The 19,792-nt window shown below is 60.7% G+C and carries 25 protein-coding genes; 23 read left to right on the top strand and 2 right to left on the bottom strand.

Going from position 1 to position 19,792, the window contains the following annotated elements; genetic code table 11:
- The first annotated feature begins 27 nt into the window (after nucleotides 1-27).
- A complete protein-coding gene (locus TRM7615_RS03990) occupies nucleotides 28-747 on the top strand; it encodes an FkbM family methyltransferase (protein ID WP_108785622.1) in 720 nt (239 codons plus the stop codon).
- Here the strand turns inward: TRM7615_RS03990 and TRM7615_RS03985 are convergent, their stop codons facing one another.
- On the bottom strand, nucleotides 748-1,290 hold the full coding sequence (locus TRM7615_RS03985; RefSeq protein ID WP_108785621.1) for a pyridoxamine 5'-phosphate oxidase family protein: 543 nt from the start codon (nucleotides 1,288-1,290) through the stop codon (nucleotides 748-750).
- Nucleotides 1,291-1,497: 207 nt separating this feature from the next.
- Between TRM7615_RS03985 and TRM7615_RS03980 the strand changes: the two genes are divergently transcribed.
- The 3 genes from TRM7615_RS03980 (at nucleotide 1,498) to TRM7615_RS03970 (ending at nucleotide 4,802) form a co-directional block, all read left to right on the top strand.
- Nucleotides 1,498-2,196: an HAD-IA family hydrolase gene (locus tag TRM7615_RS03980; RefSeq protein ID WP_108785620.1), complete on the top strand. Its 699-nt coding sequence runs from the start codon at nucleotides 1,498-1,500 to the stop codon at nucleotides 2,194-2,196.
- A 46-nt stretch (nucleotides 2,197-2,242) separates the two neighbouring features.
- The gene (locus TRM7615_RS03975) at nucleotides 2,243-3,439 is read left to right on the top strand and encodes a DegT/DnrJ/EryC1/StrS family aminotransferase (RefSeq protein WP_108785619.1); all 1,197 of its coding nucleotides are present in this window, start codon (nucleotides 2,243-2,245) and stop codon (nucleotides 3,437-3,439) included.
- A gap of 199 nt (nucleotides 3,440-3,638) precedes the next feature.
- On the top strand, nucleotides 3,639-4,802 hold the full coding sequence (locus TRM7615_RS03970; RefSeq protein ID WP_108785618.1) for an isovaleryl-CoA dehydrogenase: 1,164 nt from the start codon (nucleotides 3,639-3,641) through the stop codon (nucleotides 4,800-4,802).
- An 86-nt stretch (nucleotides 4,803-4,888) separates the two neighbouring features.
- Here the strand turns inward: TRM7615_RS03970 and TRM7615_RS03965 are convergent, their stop codons facing one another.
- Nucleotides 4,889-5,494, bottom strand: coding sequence for an OmpW/AlkL family protein (locus TRM7615_RS03965; protein ID WP_108785617.1), 606 nt, complete (start codon nucleotides 5,492-5,494; stop codon nucleotides 4,889-4,891).
- A 182-nt stretch (nucleotides 5,495-5,676) separates the two neighbouring features.
- On the opposite strand from TRM7615_RS03965, the gene TRM7615_RS03960 reads away from it, so the two are divergent.
- From TRM7615_RS03960 to TRM7615_RS03880, 19 genes are all read left to right on the top strand, one after another.
- Complete coding sequence (locus TRM7615_RS03960; protein WP_108785616.1) at nucleotides 5,677-7,203, top strand: AMP-binding protein; 1,527 nt, start codon at nucleotides 5,677-5,679, stop codon at nucleotides 7,201-7,203.
- Complete coding sequence (locus TRM7615_RS03955) at nucleotides 7,200-7,586, top strand: hypothetical protein (RefSeq protein WP_108785615.1); 387 nt, start codon at nucleotides 7,200-7,202, stop codon at nucleotides 7,584-7,586. Before TRM7615_RS03960 ends, TRM7615_RS03955 begins: the two co-directional genes overlap by 4 nt.
- Nucleotides 7,583-9,187 (top strand): carboxyl transferase domain-containing protein, encoded by a 1,605-nt coding sequence (locus TRM7615_RS03950; protein ID WP_108785614.1) that lies wholly within the window; start codon nucleotides 7,583-7,585, stop codon nucleotides 9,185-9,187. The genes TRM7615_RS03955 and TRM7615_RS03950 overlap by 4 nt, the downstream gene beginning before the upstream one ends.
- A gap of 1 nt (nucleotide 9,188) precedes the next feature.
- On the top strand, nucleotides 9,189-9,614 hold the full coding sequence (locus TRM7615_RS03945; protein ID WP_108785613.1) for an ASCH domain-containing protein: 426 nt from the start codon (nucleotides 9,189-9,191) through the stop codon (nucleotides 9,612-9,614).
- Between the two features lie 5 nt (nucleotides 9,615-9,619).
- The gene (locus TRM7615_RS03940; RefSeq protein ID WP_108785612.1) at nucleotides 9,620-11,569 is read left to right on the top strand and encodes an acetyl/propionyl/methylcrotonyl-CoA carboxylase subunit alpha; all 1,950 of its coding nucleotides are present in this window, start codon (nucleotides 9,620-9,622) and stop codon (nucleotides 11,567-11,569) included.
- A 72-nt stretch (nucleotides 11,570-11,641) separates the two neighbouring features.
- Entirely contained in the window at nucleotides 11,642-12,496 is an 855-nt protein-coding gene (locus tag TRM7615_RS03935; protein WP_108785611.1) for a hydroxymethylglutaryl-CoA lyase, read from the top strand.
- Nucleotides 12,497-13,018: a P-loop nucleotide/nucleoside kinase family protein gene (locus tag TRM7615_RS03930; RefSeq protein ID WP_108785610.1), complete on the top strand. Its 522-nt coding sequence runs from the start codon at nucleotides 12,497-12,499 to the stop codon at nucleotides 13,016-13,018.
- Nucleotides 13,019-13,020: 2 nt separating this feature from the next.
- The gene (locus TRM7615_RS03925) at nucleotides 13,021-13,800 is read left to right on the top strand and encodes a crotonase/enoyl-CoA hydratase family protein (RefSeq protein ID WP_108785609.1); all 780 of its coding nucleotides are present in this window, start codon (nucleotides 13,021-13,023) and stop codon (nucleotides 13,798-13,800) included.
- 373 nt (nucleotides 13,801-14,173) lie between these two features.
- Complete coding sequence (locus TRM7615_RS03920; RefSeq protein ID WP_085795125.1) at nucleotides 14,174-14,539, top strand: NADH-quinone oxidoreductase subunit A; 366 nt, start codon at nucleotides 14,174-14,176, stop codon at nucleotides 14,537-14,539.
- Nucleotides 14,530-15,063 carry a NuoB/complex I 20 kDa subunit family protein gene (locus TRM7615_RS03915; protein WP_037307875.1) on the top strand — a complete coding sequence of 178 codons (534 nt, stop codon included), beginning with the start codon at nucleotides 14,530-14,532 and terminating at the stop codon, nucleotides 15,061-15,063. The genes TRM7615_RS03920 and TRM7615_RS03915 overlap by 10 nt, the downstream gene beginning before the upstream one ends.
- Nucleotides 15,060-15,665, top strand: coding sequence for an NADH-quinone oxidoreductase subunit C (locus TRM7615_RS03910; RefSeq protein ID WP_108785608.1), 606 nt, complete (start codon nucleotides 15,060-15,062; stop codon nucleotides 15,663-15,665). The genes TRM7615_RS03915 and TRM7615_RS03910 overlap by 4 nt, the downstream gene beginning before the upstream one ends.
- Complete coding sequence (locus TRM7615_RS25455) at nucleotides 15,665-15,838, top strand: hypothetical protein (RefSeq protein WP_165821362.1); 174 nt, start codon at nucleotides 15,665-15,667, stop codon at nucleotides 15,836-15,838. The genes TRM7615_RS03910 and TRM7615_RS25455 overlap by 1 nt, the downstream gene beginning before the upstream one ends.
- Nucleotides 15,835-15,981, top strand: a complete 147-nt coding sequence (locus tag TRM7615_RS25450) for a hypothetical protein (RefSeq protein ID WP_165821361.1) — start codon at nucleotides 15,835-15,837, stop codon at nucleotides 15,979-15,981. The genes TRM7615_RS25455 and TRM7615_RS25450 overlap by 4 nt, the downstream gene beginning before the upstream one ends.
- A gap of 14 nt (nucleotides 15,982-15,995) precedes the next feature.
- Nucleotides 15,996-16,370 carry a nuclear transport factor 2 family protein gene (locus TRM7615_RS03905; RefSeq protein WP_165821360.1) on the top strand — a complete coding sequence of 125 codons (375 nt, stop codon included), beginning with the start codon at nucleotides 15,996-15,998 and terminating at the stop codon, nucleotides 16,368-16,370.
- 41 nt (nucleotides 16,371-16,411) lie between these two features.
- Nucleotides 16,412-17,626: an NADH-quinone oxidoreductase subunit D gene (locus TRM7615_RS03900; protein ID WP_108785983.1), complete on the top strand. Its 1,215-nt coding sequence runs from the start codon at nucleotides 16,412-16,414 to the stop codon at nucleotides 17,624-17,626.
- Nucleotides 17,623-17,919, top strand: coding sequence for a hypothetical protein (locus tag TRM7615_RS03895; protein WP_108785606.1), 297 nt, complete (start codon nucleotides 17,623-17,625; stop codon nucleotides 17,917-17,919). Before TRM7615_RS03900 ends, TRM7615_RS03895 begins: the two co-directional genes overlap by 4 nt.
- A 27-nt stretch (nucleotides 17,920-17,946) precedes the next feature.
- Nucleotides 17,947-19,041 (top strand): NADH-quinone oxidoreductase subunit NuoE, encoded by a 1,095-nt coding sequence (nuoE, locus tag TRM7615_RS03890; protein ID WP_108785605.1) that lies wholly within the window; start codon nucleotides 17,947-17,949, stop codon nucleotides 19,039-19,041.
- A 21-nt stretch (nucleotides 19,042-19,062) separates the two neighbouring features.
- Complete coding sequence (locus TRM7615_RS25445) at nucleotides 19,063-19,521, top strand: hypothetical protein (RefSeq protein ID WP_108785604.1); 459 nt, start codon at nucleotides 19,063-19,065, stop codon at nucleotides 19,519-19,521.
- A 27-nt stretch (nucleotides 19,522-19,548) separates the two neighbouring features.
- Nucleotides 19,549-19,788 (top strand): DUF5337 domain-containing protein, encoded by a 240-nt coding sequence (locus tag TRM7615_RS03880; RefSeq protein ID WP_108785603.1) that lies wholly within the window; start codon nucleotides 19,549-19,551, stop codon nucleotides 19,786-19,788.
- Nucleotides 19,789-19,792: the final 4 nt, after the last annotated feature.

The raw sequence follows: 19,792 nt of genomic DNA, 5'->3' as shown, positions 1-19,792 counted from the left end.
AGAGCCGGAAGATACAAAGGGAACGGAATGAGATTTCTCAAGGGGGTAGAGCGATCAGCCAAGAAACTGGTGCCGCAGGGATGGAGAAAGTACTTTCGGGCATCGAAGTATGAGCTGTTGATGGAGCGGCGCGCGCCGATTGATCTGATCGTGCACGTTGGGGCCCATTGGGCCGAGGATGCAGAGTTTTATGAACGGTGTGGGGCCCGGACAGTTCTGTGGGTTGAGGCAGACCCCGACACTTTTTCGAAGCTGACCAAGGTCTTGGCAGAGAGACCGAAATCTACGCACCACGTGGCAGAAAACGCGCTTGTGTCCGCCAGTGATGGCGAAGAGCTGTCTTTCAACCGTTTCAATGGGGATGGCAGCTCATCATCGGTTCATGGGTCGACGGGCACCTACCGCGAGCGTTTTCCCCACAGCCACGAAACTGGCGAAGTGATCGCCATGACAACCCGTTCACTGCCAGAGATTCTGGCCCGTCATGATGTGGATGTCTCGGCCGCGGCGCGGCCCATGCTGGTGGTCGACGTCCAGGGGCACGAGTTGCCAGTTCTCAAGGGGCTGGGGGACGGGCTCAGGCAGTTCTCGCAATGCAAATGCGAAGTGTCACGCGTGCCGATGTACGAGGGCGGCACGCAGTTCAAGGACATCGACGCACATATGACTTCCATGGGGTTCAGGCTGGCATCCCACCGTTACGTACAGGTGCCACGCCATGGTGATGTGCTCTATGTTCGCGACTGATCAGACAGGAACGCCAGTGGGTTTTCCGTCGATGGTTTCGGTATTTCTGTTCTGCCAATAGGCGCGCAGTTCCTCGTCGGTCTTGCCGTCGACCCATTTTTGCATGGTGTCGCGGTCTGACTGGAATTCCATGAACGGCACGGCATACCCGCAAGAGGTTTGGACCAGGTCGATGTCCAGATCAAAGATCTGGCGAGCACTGCGGTGTGCCGGAAAATGCTGTGCAAGCTCATCCCACTCGGGGTCGTTTACATGGGTGGCTCGCGCGGTACCAAAGGTGCGCAGGATCATCGGTCTGGTGGTGAAGGAACACCACATCATCGTCATGCGCGGGTTTTCACGCAAATGCCCGGCCGTTTCATTGCCGCTGCCGGTCAGGTTCATCCACGAGATGCGGTTTGGTCCCAACACCCGCAGCGAATCCATTCCCTTGGGCGAGATATTCACCCGCCCCTCGGGCCCGGCAGACCCGGTGAAGAACATATGTTGTTCCTCGATAAAGCTGCGGTGCTGGTCTTCGATACGGTCAAACTGCTTGGCCATGGCCTCTCCGTCCGGTTGTTGTTTCCTGTGGGCATATAGGGTCATCCTAGCGCGGCGCCCGCGCGCCTGTGCAAGCCTTTTGGCGCTCAAAAGCCGGTGTTCGGGCGCGAATTCACTTTAATTTCACGCTGCCGCAGATTATTCGCGAGTTAAGGAGATTGTGCGTCGCGAAAGACCGCAGAGCGCGCAGGGGCGAATGGGGACAGGATGCAGACAGTAATCTTTGATCTGGACGGAACTCTGGCGGATACGTCAGGCGATCTGCTAGCGGCTGCGAACCATTGCTTTCGAGACATGGGGCACGGGGATGTGTTGATCCCGGGTCAGGATGCCGGGATCGCCCTGCGCGGGGGCCGGATGATGCTGACCCGTGGGCTGGAACGCGTGGGCGCGTTGGAACAGTCAACCGTTGATCGCTATTACCCGGTCCTGCTTGAGGCCTATGCCGAGGCGATCGACACCCATACGTTCCTGTACCCGGGGGCGATGGATGCGGTCGAGCAGCTCAAGACGTTGGGATACGGTGTCGGCATCTGCACCAACAAACCCGAAGGCCTGGCCGAGCTGTTGATGCAGCGATTGGGCGCCCGCGATGCATTCGCGTCGCTCATTGGGGCGGACACCTTGCCAGTGCGCAAACCTGATCCCGAACCCCTGCGCGAGGCCGCGCGGCAGGCGGGTGGGCATCCCGATCACTGCGTGCTGATCGGGGATTCCGACACGGACCGCAACACTTCACGCGCGGCGGGTGTGCCGTCGATCCTGGTGACTTTTGGTCCGTCAGGCGCGGATATGGCCGCGTTGGAGCCCGAAGCGCTTTTGGAGGATTACGCCGATCTGCCCGATCTGGTGGGGCGCGTCCTGAGTGCAAAGAGCAAAAACGCGGCTTTGGGAAATGTGAATTGACCTTTGGGCGCTTGACGGCCCCGGACAGCAAACGGACAAACCTCGCATGACTGAGAGATTTACAGGCAGCTTTACGCAGCAGGAACCCATCCCGGATGAGGCCATCGAGGCTGCTTTGGCCGTTTTGCGGCACGGGCGTTTGCACCGCTACAATGTGGCAGACGGAGAGTTGGGTGAAACCGCTCTGCTGGAACAGGAATTTGCAGCACAAACCGGTGCGAAGTATTGCCTGGCCGTAGCCTCGGGCGGTTATGCTATGGCAACGGCCATGCGTGCGGTTGGCGTGCAGCCGGGCGATGCGGTGCTGACCAATGCGTTCACGCTGGCCCCGGTGCCCGGCGCAATTGCGTCGGTCAACGCACGGCCTGTGTTTGTCGGCGTGACCGAAGAGTTGACCATTGATCTGGACGATCTGGCCGCCAAGGCGGATCAGGCCAAGGTGCTGCTGCTCAGCCACATGCGCGGGCATCTGTGCGACATGGACCGGTTGATGGAGATTTGCGACAACGCCGGGATCACCGTGATCGAGGATTGCGCCCATACCATGGGGGCAGCCTGGCGCGGGGTGCCTTCGGGGCGACAGGGGGCCTTTGGCTGTTATTCCTGTCAGACCTACAAGCATGTGAATTCGGGTGAGGGTGGTCTGTTGATCACCGATGATGAAGAGCTGGCGGCCAAGGCGGTGATGCTGTCGGGGTCTTACATGCTTTATGAGCGGCATCTGGCAGCGCCGGGGCCAGACGTGTTCGAGCGCATCAAGTACCATACGCCCAATGTATCGGGCCGGATGGACAACTTGCGGGCTTCGATCCTGCGCCCGCAGTTGAAAGATCTGGACCGTCAGGTTGCGCGCTGGAATGAGCGGTATCAGGCACTGGAGGCGGGGTTGCGCGACATCCCCGGGCTGACGGTGATTGAACGGCCTGCGGAAGAAAGCTATGTCGGGTCATCGATCCAGTTTTTGCTGCTGGATTGGACGCCAAGGGCTGTGCAGGAGGCGATTGCCCGCTGCGCGGCACGTGGGGTAGAGCTCAAATGGTTTGGCGCGGATGAGCCTGCGGGCTTCACGTCGCGCTATGACAGTTGGCGCTATGCGCAGAGCGAGCGGATGCCTGCAAGTGATCGAGTCTTGACCGGTATTGTCGACATGCGGGTGCCACTGACGTTCAGTCTGGACGACTGCGTGGTGATTGCGCGCATCATCAGGGCCGAAGTGAGCGCGGTTCACCAGTCGCAGCTATAGCTAAATTGAGTGCGCTTGCGCGCACGCTCGAGTGTTTGATTGCCGCCCCGTCGCACCCGGTGGGGCGGTTTTCTTTTGTCGCCTCGGGCCGCGACGTCGCAGCGCAATACGCAATCGTTGACGCATATTGGAATCGCTGCTATCCCTTTATTGAACACTTGTTCATAAACGGTTGTTCTTAGAGTCGATGGGAGAGGCGATGTTTACCGCAACAATGAAGTTTGATCATGGCGAAGACGTGGATGCCCTGCGCGATATGGTTCACCGTTGGGCTCAGGAACGGGTCAAGCCGATGGCCGCCGAGATTGATCAGACGAACGAATTTCCGGCCGAGCTGTGGAAGGAAATGGGTGATCTGGGTCTGCTGGGTGTGACGGTCCCCGAAGAGTTCGGCGGCGCGGGCATGTCCTATTTGGCGCATACCATCGTGGTCGAAGAGATCGCGCGCGCCAGTGCATCCGTTTCGCTGTCTTATGGTGCGCATTCGAACCTGTGCGTGAACCAGATCAAGCTGAACGGCACCCAGGAGCAGAAGGAAAAGTACCTGACGCGTCTGGTTTCTGGTGAGCACGTAGGGGCGCTTGCGATGTCTGAACCGAGCGCCGGCTCGGACGTGGTGTCGATGAAGCTGCGTGCTGAGAAGCGCAATGGCTACTACCGGCTGAACGGCAACAAATACTGGATCACAAACGGTCCTGATGCAGACACGCTGGTGGTTTATGCCAAAACAGACCCAGAGGGAGGATCCAAAGGGATCACCGCGTTTCTGATCGAAAAAGAGTTCAAGGGGTTTTCGACCTCGCCGCATTTCGACAAGCTGGGTATGCGTGGATCAAACACCGCCGAGTTGATCTTTGAAGATGTCGAAGTGCCATTCGAAAACGTTCTGGGCGAAGAGGGCAAGGGCGTGGCGGTCCTGATGTCCGGTCTGGATTACGAGCGCGTGGTGCTGGCAGGCATCGGCCTGGGCATCATGGCGGGCTGTATGGACGAAGTCATGCCCTATATGGCCGAGCGCAAGCAGTTCGGGCAGCCGATCGGGAACTTCCAGCTGATGCAGGGCAAGATTGCCGACATGTACACCGCGATGAACTCGTCGCGGGCCTATGTGTACGAGGTGGCCAAGGCCTGTGATCGCGGTGATGTCACGCGTCAGGATGCGGCGGCCTGCTGCCTCTATGCCTCGGAACAGGCGATGGTACAGGCGCATCAGGCGGTGCAAGCCTTTGGCGGTGCCGGTTATTTGTCCGACAACCCGGTGGGGCGCATTTTCCGCGATGCCAAGCTGATGGAGATCGGGGCCGGTACGTCTGAAATCCGGCGCATGTTGGTTGGGCGTGAGCTGATGAGCTCGATGCTCTGAGATAAAAATGCCCCCATGCGGTTCGGGCCGCATTGGGGGCGTTGCGCGACGACCTGAGTGAGGACGTCACGCATGGGAGGGAAGGATCAGAACCGGTGCACGTAAGCCAGGCCAACCACAACAGGATCGATCTTTGCTTCGCCGATGCTCGCGCCGTTCAGGCTGGCATCCGAGCGGATCTGCATCCAGCGCACGTTCAGTCGCAGCGCGCCGTTGTCGGAGATCTGGTAGTCGGCACCGGCGTTCAGTGCGACGCCAACGCTGTCGTCGAGGCTCAGGTTGCCGAGCGGCGAGGTTTCCTCGAAGAAGGTGGTGTAGTTCAGACCGATGCCGACAAAGGGCTTGATCGCCGATTTGGTCGGAAAATGGTAGTTGACCGACAGGGTGGGCGGCAGGTGTTTGACCGAGCCAATTTTTCCAGGTCCTGCCAGCGAGACATCATGTTCGAATGGGGTCGCCAGCAACAGCTCGATCCCGATGTTGTCGCGCACGAAGTATTCGAATGTCAGGGTCGGGCGGGTGTCATCCCCGATCGAGGCCGCGGCGCCTGCCAGCGTGCCGTTCGAAGATTTGGGATTGACGTTGGCCACACCGACGCCGACGGTCCAGTCGCCTTGGGATTGGGCCAGAGCTGGGGCGGATACGGTGGCAAGCGCGGCAGCACAGACTGCGGCAGCTGTCAGGGATTTCATCAGAATGCCTACTCTTTCTATTGTGGGTCTTTGCGAGACATCCCGGTTTTGAAACAGCGGTGGACCGAGTGCTCTGATCTGGATCAAGTCTTGCATTCAGATCGCCCGGCAAGTGATTTGATTTACATCAAAAAACACCAAAGTGACGTTGCGACTTCAAGCGTTTCTGGTGGGGTCGCGTCATGACTTTCGCTGAGCACATTCCCGGTTTGACCAAGGCGGGTAGCTGGGACATCCCCGAGCGTGTGAACATGGCACGCCAATGCCTGTCACAGGACGCGGATCAGGTGGCGATCATAGACCTGACTGGCACGGACCGCCGCGATGTGAGCTTTGGCGAATTGGCGGATATGGTCGATGGTCTGGCACGTGCCTTGACGGCACAGGTTCACCCCGGGGACCGGGTTGGTGTACTGCTCAGCCAGTCGCCCTGGTGTGCGGCGGCTCATCTGGCGATCTGGAAGATTGGCGCGATCTCGGTGCCGCTGTTCAAACTGTTCAAGCGAGACGCTTTGGCCTCCCGCATCGGCGACGCGGGTGCCACGCTGGTGCTAACCGATGTCGAAGGGGCCAACCTGCTGGGCGATCTTGCAACGCCGCTGATGGTGGCCGAGATCGGGCAGCAAGGCAGACACGTTGATTTTGTCGACACCGGTCCCGAAGACCCGGCAGTTCTGATCTATACCAGCGGCACCACTGGCACGCCCAAGGGCGCCTTGCACGGCCACCGAGTTTTGACCGGCCATCTGCCGGGTGTTTCGATCAGTCACAACCACCTGCGTTCGGGCGATTGCTTGTGGACGCCCGCCGATTGGGCCTGGATCGGGGGTTTGTTCGACGTATTGATGCCAGGGCTGGCGCTTGGCATTCCTGTGGTCGCGGCACGTCTGGATAAGTTCACACCCGAGGCCTGCGCCGACATCGTGGCGCGCGGCGATGTGCGCAACGTGTTCTTTCCCCCTACAGCCCTGCGCATGCTCAAGGCGGCGGGGCAGGGGCTCGACGGTCTGCGCTCGGTTGCCTCCGGTGGAGAGCCCCTGGGCGCAGAGATGCTCGCTTGGGGCGAACGCTCCTTTGGGCTGACGTTCAACGAATTCTATGGCCAGACCGAATGCAACATGGTGGTGTCGTCTTGTGGTCTGGATTTTCCGGTTCAGCCCGGCTGCATCGGTAAGCCGGTGCCGGGGCATGAGGTTGCGGTGATCGATGAAGATGGCAACCCCACGCGTGAAGAGGGCGATGTGGCGGTCCGGCGTGGCTCGGCGTCGATGCTGCTGGAATACTGGAAACGGCCCCAGGAAACGGCCGAGAAGTTTCGGGGGGATTGGCTGATCACCGGCGATCGCGGTGTGTGGGAGGGCGACTATCTGCGCTTTGTTGGCCGTGATGACGATGTGATCACTTCGGCCGGCTATCGCATTGGCCCCGCCGAGATCGAGGATTGCCTGCTGACCCATCCGGGCGTGGCGACCGTGGGTGTGGTCGGCAAACCCGATCCGCTGCGCACCGAGATCGTCAAAGCCTATGTGGTGCGTAAAGAGGGGGCTGAGGTCAATGCTGAGGATCTACAGGCCTGGGTCAAGGACCGGCTCGCGCAGTATTCCTATCCGCGCGAGATCGCCTTTCTGGACGCGCTGCCGATGACGGTGACGGGGAAGGTTGTACGGAAAGAGTTGAAGGCGCGGGCGAAAAATGAGGTGGGCGAATGATCGGCCCCGGAAGTATCCTGAGCAACTTTCGCTGCCCGAATTGCGGTACCTTCCAGCCGTCCTTTCAGATGTGGCGAACCAATCCCTGGAGAGGGCCGCTTCTGTTTCCGCAACTTGAGTTCCACGTTTGCCGGACGTGCCAAGTGCATCTGAAATTGTCGAATGAAAAAAGATGGGTGGTCGGTTGCCTGCTTTTGCCGACCGCTATTTTTTCGAGCTTCACTGCGCTCTGGATGCTGCTCGGCACCAGCAGTTTCACGTATGTGGACGACAGCGGGACTACTGAACTCACATTCGCTGGCGGAGTTCTGCTTTGTTTCGCCGGGATCTACTTGCCTGCGCAATTGCTTCGCCGGCTTTTCAAGTTGGAGATTGTTGAATGAAACTCACATCCAAAGCCATGCCTTCCTCGGACGGCTTCAAACAGAACCGCGTGGCGCATCTGGATGCGCTCTCGCAGATCAGCGAGGCGGCCGAGGCTGCGCGCCTTGGCGGAGGCGAGAATTCCCGTGCCCGTCACGAAAGCCGGGGCAAGATGTTGCCGCGACGCAGGGTGGCGAACCTGCTTGATCCTGGCTCTCCGTTTCTCGAGGTCGGCGCGACAGCGGCCCACAACATGTACGACAATGCAGCCCCGGCGGCGGGTGTTGTGGCCGGTATTGGCCGGGTGCATGGGCAAGAGGTCATGGTGGTCTGCAACGACGCCACCGTGAAGGGTGGCACTTACTATCCGATGACGGTCAAGAAACACCTGCGCGCGCAGGAGATCGCCGAGGAAAACCGTCTGCCGTGTATCTATCTGGTCGACAGCGGCGGTGCGAACCTACCGCAACAGGATGAGGTGTTCCCCGACCGCGACCACTTTGGCCGCATCTTTTACAATCAGGCGCGGATGTCGTCCAAAGGCATCCCGCAGATCGCGGTGGTCATGGGGTCATGTACGGCGGGTGGCGCTTATGTGCCTGCGATGTCAGACGTCACCATCATCGTCAAGGAACAGGGCACCATCTTCCTTGCGGGTCCGCCATTGGTGAAGGCCGCGACTGGAGAGGTGGTGAGCGCCGAGGATCTAGGTGGCGGTGATGTCCACACGCGCCTGTCCGGTGTGGCGGATTACCTGGCCGAGGATGACGCGCACGCACTGGCCTTGGCCCGACGCGCGGTGCAGTCGCTCAATATCACCAAGCCGCTGACGGTGAACTGGGCCAACCCCGAAGAGCCTGCCTATGACCCCGAAGAGATCCTGGGCGTGGTGCCGGGTGATCTGCGCACGCCTTATGACATCCGCGAGGTGATCGCGCGTCTGGTCGATGGCTCGCGTTTCGACGAGTTCAAGCCACGGTTTGGCGAGACACTGGTGACGGGCTTTGCCCACCTCAAAGGCTGCCCCATCGGCATCATCGCCAACAACGGCGTTCTGTTTTCCGAGGCCGCCCAAAAGGGCGCGCATTTTGTCGAGCTCTGCTCGCAGCGCAAGATCCCGCTGGTGTTCCTGCAAAACATCACCGGCTTCATGGTGGGCCGCAAATACGAAAACGAAGGCATCGCGCGGCATGGGGCCAAGATGGTGACCGCCGTGGCCTCGACCAATGTGCCCAAGATCACCATGCTGGTGGGTGGATCGTTCGGCGCGGGCAACTACGGCATGGCGGGGCGCGCCTATCAGCCGCGCTTCCTGTGGACCTGGCCCAACAGCCGCATCTCGGTCATGGGCGGCGAACAGGCTGCAGGCGTACTGGCCACCGTCAAACGCGATGCCATCGAGCGGCAGGGCGGCGCGTGGTCGGCCGAGGAAGAAGCCGAATTCAAGAGGCCCACGATTGAGATGTTCGAGGAACAAAGTCACCCGCTCTATGCCTCGGCGCGTCTGTGGGATGACGGCATCATCGACCCGCGCAAATCGCGTGATGTGCTGGCGCTCTCTCTCAGCGCCGCGTTGAACGCCCCGATCGAGGAGACACGTTTCGGCGTGTTCCGGATGTAAGATGAGCGTGGAATTGGAACAGGTCAAAGCGCGCTATCCAGAGGCCCAAACGTTCAAGTTTGGCGACAATCAGGCCCTGAGCGACGAATTGCTGGCCCTGGTTCGGGCTGGTGTAAAGACCGCAACCTGTGGTGCGCTCCGGGATTATCCGGAGGGAAGCGCTGACATGCCCAAACCGGGGCGCCGTGACATTGCCTTGGATTGGGCTGACCGTCCTGCTTTGGTCATTGAAACCTTGGACGTGTCCATCCACAGGTTTTGCGATGTAACCGAGAGTTTTGCTCTGGCCGAGGGCGAAGATGACACATTGGATGGGTGGCGCGACGGGCATCGCCGGTACTTTGAACGCAATGGCGGGTTTGATCCGGCCATGGAACTGGTCTGCGAGCGGTTTCGTCTGGTCGAAGATTTGGCAGCCAAGGGGTAAGAGATATGTTTGATACAATTCTGATCGCAAATCGTGGCGAGATTGCCTGCCGTGTGATGGACACAGCCCGCTCCATGGGTGTCAAAACCGTGGCCGTCTATTCCGATGCGGATGCTGCCGCGAAACATGTTGAAAAGGCGGATCGTGCCGTCCACATCGGCGGGCCTGCGCCCGCCGACAGCTACCTGCGCGGCGATGTGATTATTCAGGCCGCGCTGGAAACAGGCGCGCAGGCAATCCATCCCGGCTATGGCTTTCTGTCCGAGAACCCTGATTTCGTTGACGCGGTCGAGGCGGCAGGGCTGACCTTTATCGGTCCGTCTGCCAAGGCGATCCGGGCTATGGGGCTCAAGGACGCGGCCAAGGCGTTGATGGAAGAGGCGGGCGTTCCGGTTGTCCCCGGTTATCATGGCGCCAATCAGGAGCCCGCATTCCTGGCAGAACAGGCGGCGCAAATCGGTTATCCGGTTCTGATCAAGGCCGTTGCGGGCGGCGGTGGCAAGGGGATGCGCCTGGTCGAAGACCCCGCTGACTTCACTGCGGCACTTGAGAGTGCCCAGGGAGAGGCAACCACGGCCTTTGGCAACCCCGATGTGCTGATCGAAAAGTTCGTGCAAAAGCCGCGCCATATCGAGGTGCAGGTCTTTGGCGACGGCACCCATGCGGTGCATCTGTTCGAACGCGACTGCTCGCTGCAACGGCGCCATCAAAAGGTGATCGAAGAAGCGCCCGCGCCTGGTATGACCGCCGAGATGCGTGAGGCGATGGGGCAGGCAGGGGTTCTTGCCGCCGAGGCCATCGGGTATTCCGGGGCAGGCACGGTTGAGTTCATCGTCGATGGCTCGGGCGGGGGAACGGGCGGGCTGCACCCGGATCACTTCTGGTTCATGGAAATGAACACGCGCTTGCAGGTTGAACATCCTGTGACCGAGGAAATCACCGGCGTGGATCTTGTGGAATGGCAGTTGCGGGTCGCCTCGGGCGAGTCCTTGCCTGCTCAACAATCGGACTTGAGCTTCAAGGGCCACGCGTTTGAGGCGCGGATCTATGCCGAAGATGTGCCAAAGGGGTTCCTCCCTGCAACCGGTACACTGACCCATCTGGAGTTCCCCGAAGATGCGCGCGTCGACAGCGGTGTGCGTGCGGGCGATGCGATCAGCCCCTGGTATGATCCGATGATCGCCAAGGTGACGGTGTACGGCCCCACCCGTGGTGCCGCCCTGCGCAAGTTGGAACGTGCCTTGCGCTGGACCGATGTGGGCGGGACGGTGACCAATGTCTCGTTCCTGAGTGTGCTGTCGGCGCAGCCTGACTTTGTGGCTGGCAACATGGACACCGGTCTGATCGACCGCGAGTTGGAGACGTTGACGCCTGCGCCGGTGGCGTGCACCAAGGCGCGCTCGATTGCGGCATTGGCGGCTTTGGGGCTGACCGATGGGGCGGGCGACGAGGGTGGCTTCACCCTCTGGGGTCCGCTTGGTTGGGACGTGACGCTGACCCATCATGACGAGACATTCGAGGCCCGCGTTCTGGCAGATGGGCCCGAGAGTTTCACAGTGGCGCTGCCGGATGTGACCCATCACGTCAGCCGCCGCGATGGCACCTGGTGGGTGGATGCCACCAAGGTGCAGGCGCGCGTGTCGCACGTTGGCGATGAGATCACGGTGTTCTGGGGCAATGGCTATCGCTTCACGGTGCCAGACCCGCTGGACCGTGATGCCAGTGCGGGCGGCGACGGCAACGTGATCGAGGCGCCAATGCCCGGTCTGGTCAAGGCGGTCTTTGCTGAAGCGGGTCAAACCGTGAGCGAAGGTGATCGTTTGGCCATTCTGGAAGCGATGAAGATGGAACATTCGCTGCTGGCAGCGCGTGACGGGGTCGTGGCCGAAGTTTTAACCGAGGCGGGGGCTCAGGTTGAAGCCGGGGCTGCTCTGGTACGGTTGGAAGAGGAATAAGGTGGGACCATCGCCCCGGGCGGGCGGTGGTTCTTCCGTATTTGGAACAAAAAGAAGCAGGGGGCATGCGTCATGGGTGACCGGGTCGAGATATTCGAGATGGGTCCGCGGGATGGGCTGCAGAACGAAAAGCGTGAGATTCCGGTGGCCGAGAAGATCGCGCTGGTTGATTGCCTCAGCCGCGCGGGCTTTCGCCGGATCGAGGTGGCCAGTTTTGTCTCTCCCAAATGGGTGCCGCAGATGGCAGGCTCGGGCGAGGTTTTGGGCGGCATAACCCGAGCCGAGGGCGTGAGTTATGCAGCGCTGACACCGAATATGCGCGGTTATCAGGATGCCGTGGCGGCCAAAGCGGACGAGATCGCGGTTTTTGCCAGTGCGTCTGAAGGGTTCTCCAAGGCCAACATCAACGCCACCATCGCCGAGAGCATCGAGCGGTTTGTGCCGATCCTTGAGGCCGCGCGAGAAATCGGCTTGCCGGTGCGGGGCTATGTCTCTTGCGTGACCGACTGCCCCTTTGACGGGCCAACCCCGCCGGGGCAGGTGGCCGAGGTTGCTGGGCGGCTGTTGGATCTGGGCTGCTATGAGGTCTCGTTGGGGGATACCATCGGGCAGGGCACGCCCGAGAGCATCACAGCGATGCTGGGTGCGGTTCTGGATCGGGTGCCCGCAGATAAGCTGGCTGGGCATTACCACGATACCGCTGGCCGGGCGCTGATCAACATCGATGCTTCGCTGGAGTTGGGAGTGCGTGTCTTTGATGCGGCCGTTGGTGGTTTGGGCGGCTGCCCCTACGCGCCGGGCGCGGCGGGCAATGTGGCGACCGAGGCCGTTGTGAAACACCTGACCGACCAAGGCTATGAAACCGGTTTGGACATGGCGGTTCTGGATGAGGCGGCACAGATGGCCCGCATGATGCGGACAGGGTGAATGCCGGTCCTGATGTCTCTCATGGGTTTACCGGGCGTGGGCAAATCCACGATTGCCAAACAGGTGGCCGACGGCACTGGCGCGCTGTGGCTGTGGATTGATCAGATCGAGGTGGCGATGAAGGCCTCTCGCATGGTGACGGATGATCTGGCCGATGGGGGATATGCTGCGGCACAGGCCGTGGCCAAAGGGGCCTTGCGCCAAGGGTTTGACGTCATCGCGGACTGTGTGAACCCGATCGCGCTGACGCATGCAGCCTGGCGGGCGGTGGCGGATGATACGGGCGCCCTTTTGGTCACTGTTGAGCTCACGTGCTCGGATCAGGACGTGCATCGCCGCAGGATCGAAACGCGGCAGGTCGATCTGCCGGGCTGGGTTGGTCCCGACTGGCAGGCGGTGCAAGACCGCGCGTATGAGCCGATGCCGGATGCGGATGTGACATTGGACACAGGCCTGACCTCGGTCGAGGCCGCCGTTGAAAGATTGAGCCGGGCCCTTGAGGCGGCGAAACAGGAGACTTGAGCATGTTTGAGACCATCGACCTTTCGACCGACGCACGCGGCGTTGCGACGCTGACCCTGAACCGGGTGGACAAGCACAATGCGATGTCGGCGCAGATGCTGGCCGAGTTGACGCAGGCGGCAGGACAGCTGGCGGCAGATGATGCCGTGCGGGTTGTTGTGCTGACGGGGGCGGGCAAGTCGTTCTGCGCGGGCGGCGATCTGGCCTGGATGCAGGCTCAGATGGCGGCAGATTCCCAAACCCGCTTTGTCGAGGCGCGCAAGCTGGCCGAGATGCTGCAGGCGCTCAACACCCTGCCGAAACCGCTGATCGGCGCCTTGCAGGGCAATGCCTTTGGCGGGGGTGTGGGCATGGCTTCGGTCTGTGACATCGCCATCGGGGTCGATACGCTCAAAATGGGGCTCACCGAAACCCGCTTGGGGATCATCCCGGCCACAATCGGGCCCTATGTCATCTCGCGCATGGGCGAGGCACGGGCGCGGCGTGTGTTCATGTCCGGTCGCATTTTTGGCGCGGCCGAGGCGGTTGAGCTGGGTCTTTTGGCAAAGACAGTTCCGACCGAGGATCTGGCAGCGGCGGTCGAGGCGGAGGTGACGCCGTACCTCAGCTGTGCGCCGGGGGCTGTGGCAGCGGCCAAACAGCTGACCCGAGAGCTGGGACCGCGTATCGATGATGCGGTGATCGACACCACGATCCAGGCCCTTGTTGACCGATGGGAAACCGACGAGGCGGCCGAGGGGATCGGAGCGTTTTTCGACAAACGCAAACCCAACTGGGTTTGAGGTAAAGGTGAATCTGGCCCTACTCTTTTTAAGCAGGCTGGGGGAATCACATAAAGTTTTGCTGCCGTGACCGGACCAAAGGTGCCATGCCACGGGACGCGGCAGCAAAATTCGCTAAACCCTTCTGATCGCGGCAATCTGTCGAAAGACTGCCGCTTTTCCTCTCTTCCTTGCCGGAAAGGCCAAGTTGCATACGTTCCGGCGGTGAATCGAGGGGATACCCTCCATTCCCCCATTTTTCCTTTGCGGCAATTCGACAGGGTTTCGCGCCCTCCCATTGGTTGACGCTCTGGTGTGGCACGGGTAGAGAATGACCAGTCAACACGCCAATTGACGGCGCGCCAACACGTGGTGCGCAGGAAAGGAGCCACTCGTGGAAGAGCTGTTGCGGGAGTACCTCCCGATCCTGGTGTTTCTGGCCGTCGCTGTCGGCCTTGGCATCGTTCTGATTCTGGCCGCGGTCATCCTGGCCGTGCGCAACCCGGACCCCGAAAAGGTAAGTGCCTACGAATGCGGTTTCAACGCCTTCGACGACGCGCGCATGAAATTTGACGTCCGGTTCTACCTCGTCTCGATCCTTTTCATCATCTTTGATCTGGAAATCGCGTTCCTGTTCCCTTGGGCCGTCGGCTTCAAGGACATCAGCGACGTGGGATTCTGGTCGATGATGGTGTTCCTGGGCGTTCTGACCATCGGTTTTGCCTATGAGTGGAAGAAGGGGGCCCTGGAATGGGAGTGATGACCGGAGCCAACACGGCAGGCGTCGACAAGGAAGTCGCCACCCAGGCCCTGAATGCCGAGCTGCAGGACAAAGGGTTCCTGCTGACCTCGACCGAGGACATCATCAACTGGGCCCGCACGGGCTCGCTGCACTGGATGACGTTCGGTCTGGCCTGCTGCGCGGTTGAGATGATGCACACCTCGATGCCGCGGTACGATGCCGAACGCTTTGGCATTGCACCCCGTGCGTCCCCGCGTCAGTCGGACGTGATGATCGTTGCCGGCACCTTGACCAACAAGATGGCCCCGGCGCTGCGCAAGGTCTACGACCAGATGCCCGAGCCGCGTTACGTGATCTCGATGGGATCCTGTGCCAATGGGGGCGGGTACTATCACTACTCCTACTCGGTGGTGCGTGGCTGTGACCGCATCGTCCCCGTGGACATCTACGTTCCCGGTTGCCCGCCGACGGCCGAGGCCCTGCTTTATGGCCTGATGCAGCTGCAACGCAAAATCCGCCGCACGGGGACGATCGTACGATGAGTGAAGCCTTGAAAGAACTGGGCACGCATATCGAGCTCAAGCGGAGTGACTGTGTGCTGGCATGGGATGTGACCCATGACGAGCTGAATGTGGACGTTACACCGTCGAACATCGTTGGGCTGATCGAGTTTCTGAAATCCGACCCGACCTGCAAGTTCTCGACGCTGGTGGATATCACCGGTGTGGATTACCCCGAGCGCGCCAAGCGTTTTGATGTCGTCTATCACCTGCTGTCGATGTACCAGAACCAGCGCATCCGCCTGCGGGTGTCGATCCGCGAGGACGACATGGTTCCCTCGATCATCGATGTTCACCCGTCGGCCAACTGGTTCGAGCGCGAGGTGTTCGACATGTTCGGCATCCTGTTCACCGGGCACCCCGATCTGCGTCGCATCCTGACCGACTATGGCTTTCGCGGCTATCCGCTGCGCAAGGATTTCCCCACAACCGGCTATACCGAGGTCCGCTATGACGAGGCGCAAAAACGCGTTGTCTATGAACCCGTCAGCCTGGTGCAGGAATATCGTCAGTTTGACTTCATGAGCCCTTGGGAAGGTGCGGAATACATTTTGCCGGGGGACGAAAAACAGGAGGCCAAGTGATGGGAACCATCGTCTGGATCATCTTTGTCATTGCGACGGTCATACCGATGCTCAAGTTGCTGCCCCATTTCGGCATCAACAAATACTGGGCGGCGGCCTGTGTGGTCCCATTGGGGGTGCTGGTGCTGCTTTGGGTCATGGCGATGAAGTTGCAGGAGCTTGACCGCAGATGATGGCGTTTCTTGGTGAGTTGGCGGCTCTTGGTGTTCTGGGTGTCCTGCTGGCAGGCGCCGCAGCCAAGGCGGCCCAAGCAGAAAAGGCCCGGGTTCGGGTCAAGGCAAAGGCCAAATCGCGCAACGCGCGGCGGAAAGGGTGACGATGGCGTTGGACATGACAACAGCCCTGGAACAGGTGAACGCGGCGGCCGAGGCCTACTGCGAGGCGCTGAACAAGGCGGACGGCGATGCGTTGGATGCGCTGTGTCATGACCGGTTCCTGATGACCTGGGTCAAGGACGATGGCACCCCACGCTTCCTGAACAAGGAAAAGTTCGTGGGTGGTATCCACACATTGGATGCCGACAAGGACGCGCCCTTGTTCGAGGTGATCTCGGTCGATGTCGAAGGCCCTGACATGGCCCACGTCAAACTGTGGGTCGACATGCCGCCCCGGCGGTATCTGGATTACCTGGGCTTTTTCCGGGTCGAAGGCGAATGGCGCCTGATTACAAAACTGTTCCGCGTGGCCGAAGGCCCCGAACTGTAAAGGAAACGCCGGGGTCACCCCGGACAGGAGAGACACGGATGATGGACGGCAGCAAGGGCTTCGACGACGCTCTGACGGGCGAGCAGAAGATCCGCAACTTCAACATCAACTTTGGTCCCCAGCACCCGGCGGCGCACGGCGTGCTGCGGTTGGTTCTGGAACTGGACGGCGAGATCGTGGAACGCTGCGACCCGCACATCGGTTTGCTGCACCGTGGCACCGAAAAGCTGATGGAAAGCCGCACCTATCTGCAGAACCTGCCGTATTTCGACCGTCTGGATTACGTGGCACCGATGAACCAGGAACACGCCTGGTGTCTGGCCATCGAAAAACTGACCGGGGTCGAGGTGCCGCGCCGTGCCTCGCTGATCCGGGTGCTCTATTCCGAGATCGGCCGCATCCTGAACCACCTGCTGAACGTGACCACTCAGGCGATGGACGTGGGCGCGCTGACGCCGCCGCTCTGGGGGTTTGAAGAGCGTGAAAAACTGATGGTGTTCTATGAACGTGCCTGTGGTGCACGTTTGCACGCAGCCTATTTCCGCCCCGGTGGCGTGCATCAGGACCTGCCGGACGACCTGCTAGACGATATCGAGGCCTGGAGCCACGAGTTCCCGGCCGTTATGGACGACATCGACGGTCTGCTGACCGAAAACCGCATTTTCAAACAGCGCAACGCCGATATCGGCGTCGTGACCGAGGAAGACATCCAGAAGTATGGCTTCTCGGGTGTGATGGTGCGCGGTTCGGGCCTAGCTTGGGATTTGCGCCGCGCGCAGCCCTATGAATGCTACAACGAGTTTGAATTCCAGGTGCCCGTGGGCAAGAACGGCGACTGCTATGACCGTTACCTGGTGCGGATGGAAGAGATGCGCCAGTCGCTGCACATCATCCGGCAGGCCATCGCCAAGCTGCGCGATTGCCCGGGCGATGTTCTGGCGCGCGGCAAGATCACCCCGCCGAAACGCTCGGACATGAAAACCTCGATGGAAAGCCTGATCCACCACTTCAAGCTATACACCGAAGGGTTCCACGTGCCTGCGGGCGAGGTCTATGCCGCTGTCGAGGCCCCCAAGGGCGAATTCGGCGTCTATCTGGTCGCCGATGGCACCAACAAGCCGTATCGCGCCAAGCTGCGCGCGCCGGGCTTCCTGCACCTGCAGGCGATGGATCACGTGGCCAAGGGGCATCAGCTTGCCGATGTGGCCGCAATCATCGGCACCATGGACGTCGTGTTCGGGGAGATCGACCGATGATCCGGGGCGCTCTGGCCTCCCTTGGTCTGGTCGCGGTCCTTGCAGGCTGCGAAACCACGACATCGGGCGGGGGCACGATCACACCAGAGATGCGCCAGGACTATCTGGTTGCGGTGGCAACCGTGGGCTGCGTTCTGCGCGACGAACGCCAATATGGCGCTATCGATTTCCAGGCGGGCCTGACCCGCGAGCAAACGGTTGCAATCACCTCGGACTATGTCGCACGCGGCAAGGCCCAACGGGTCGATGATGGCAACTCTATCCGTATCACCACCGGACCTTGCGCGGCCTGACGGGAACAAGAAGGACTACGAAACACCATGCTACGCCGTCTGCATCCCGAACAACCCGAAAGCTTTGCTTTCACCCCGGCCAATCAGGCCTGGGCCGAAGGGCAGATCACCAAATACCCCGAAGGCCGCCAGGCCAGCGCGATCATTCCGCTGTTGTGGCGCGCGCAAGAGCAAGAGGGCTGGCTGACCCGGCCCGCCATCGAAGCCGTCGCCGACATGCTGGACATGGCCTATATCCGCGCGCTCGAAGTGGCTTCGTTCTACTTCATGTTTCAGCTGCAACCGGTTGGTTCCGTTGCGCATATTCAGATCTGTGGCACGACCTCGTGCATGATCTGCGGGGCCGAGGATCTGATCGCCGTCTGCCAGGAAAAGATCGCGGCCAAGCCACATGTGGTCTCGGCCGATGGCAAGTTCAGCTGGGAAGAGGTGGAGTGCCTGGGCTCGTGCACCAACGCGCCCATGGCCCAGATCGGCAAAGACTACTACGAAGACCTGACAGCCGAGAAGTTCGGCCAGCTCATCGACGAACTGGCGGCGGGCAAAGTGCCCACACCCGGTCCCCAGAACGGTCGCTATGGCGCCGAGCCGCTGAGCGGTTTGACCAGCCTGACGGACTACGACAGCGGCCGCACGCAGTATAACGCATCCGTGCAATTGGCGGCGGACATTGGCGATACGGTCAAGCGCATCGACGGCACCGAAGTGCCGCTGCTGACACCTTGGCTCAACGATGCCAAGGCACCCGCGACTAAAAAGCCAAAGGCCAAGCCTGCACCTCAAAAGGCTGCCGCGCCCGAGGTTGAGGCAGAAGCGGAGGCGGGCGACAAGCCTGCGACTCTGGACGCGGCCCGCGATGGTAAGGCCGATGACCTGAAGATGATCAAGGGCGTTGGTCCCAAGCTGGAAGGTGCGCTGAACGGCATCGGTATTTTCCACTACGACCAGATTGCTGCATGGACAGAGGCTGAAGTGGCTTGGGCGGACCAGAACCTGGTCGGCTTCAAAGGCCGCGTCAGCCGTGATGATTGGGTGGCACAGGCCAAACTGCTCGCCACCGGAGAGGAAACAGAGTTCGCAAAGCGGGCCAAAGAAGACGGGACTTACGAAGAAGACACATAAACGGGAAGGGAGACCCACATCATGACGAAAGCGACAGACGAGGCAGGCTGCAAGGCACGCAGCTGGAGGTTATCCGCCTATGGCGGCGTAGTGTTGGCAGTTTTGTTCATGCTTGTGGGGAACGCCGGGATCGTATCAGCAGCCATTGGGGGCGTTGTCGGATTTGTCGTGTTGGGCTTTGTGCTGACACGCTTTCTGTGCCCCGAGGGTCAGCAGGATATGGCGTCTGCAGCACCTGCTCCGACACCGGAACCCGCGGCAGAGCCCGTGGTAGAAGCGGCACCAGAGCCTGCGCCCGAGCCAGAGCCTGAGCCGGAGGCAACACCCGAGCCGGAGCCAGTGGCCGCGACCGAGGCCACCCCGGATCCGACACCCGTTTCGGCCAGCTCGCTGGTGAAACCGTCAAAAGAGCTGCCAGGCCAGGTTGAATTGGCCAACCGCAAGGGCAGCTGGACATACAAAGGAAACGCCTCTGCTTAATCCGCAGGGATCAACGATACGAAGAAGATGAACACGGAACAGGACAAAGCCATCGCCCAAAAGGGCCGCCACATCGGACTGGTTATCGCCGGAACGATGGTGCTGTGGGTTGTCATGACCCTGTTTGTCGGTCCGGCCATTGGATTGGCCGGGCGCTATGCGCTGCTTTTCGATTTCGCCGCCTTGGCGGGGTTTGTCTATGCAGTGATCAACATCATTCAACTCTGGCGGATGCGTCAGGCCAGTGAACAAGACAGGCAAAGGTAGGCAC

Origin of the sequence: Falsiruegeria mediterranea M17, assembly GCF_900302455.1 — a bacterium.
Lineage (GTDB): Bacteria > Pseudomonadota > Alphaproteobacteria > Rhodobacterales > Rhodobacteraceae > Falsiruegeria > Falsiruegeria mediterranea.
This window is presented reverse-complemented; position numbering and strand designations above follow the sequence as displayed.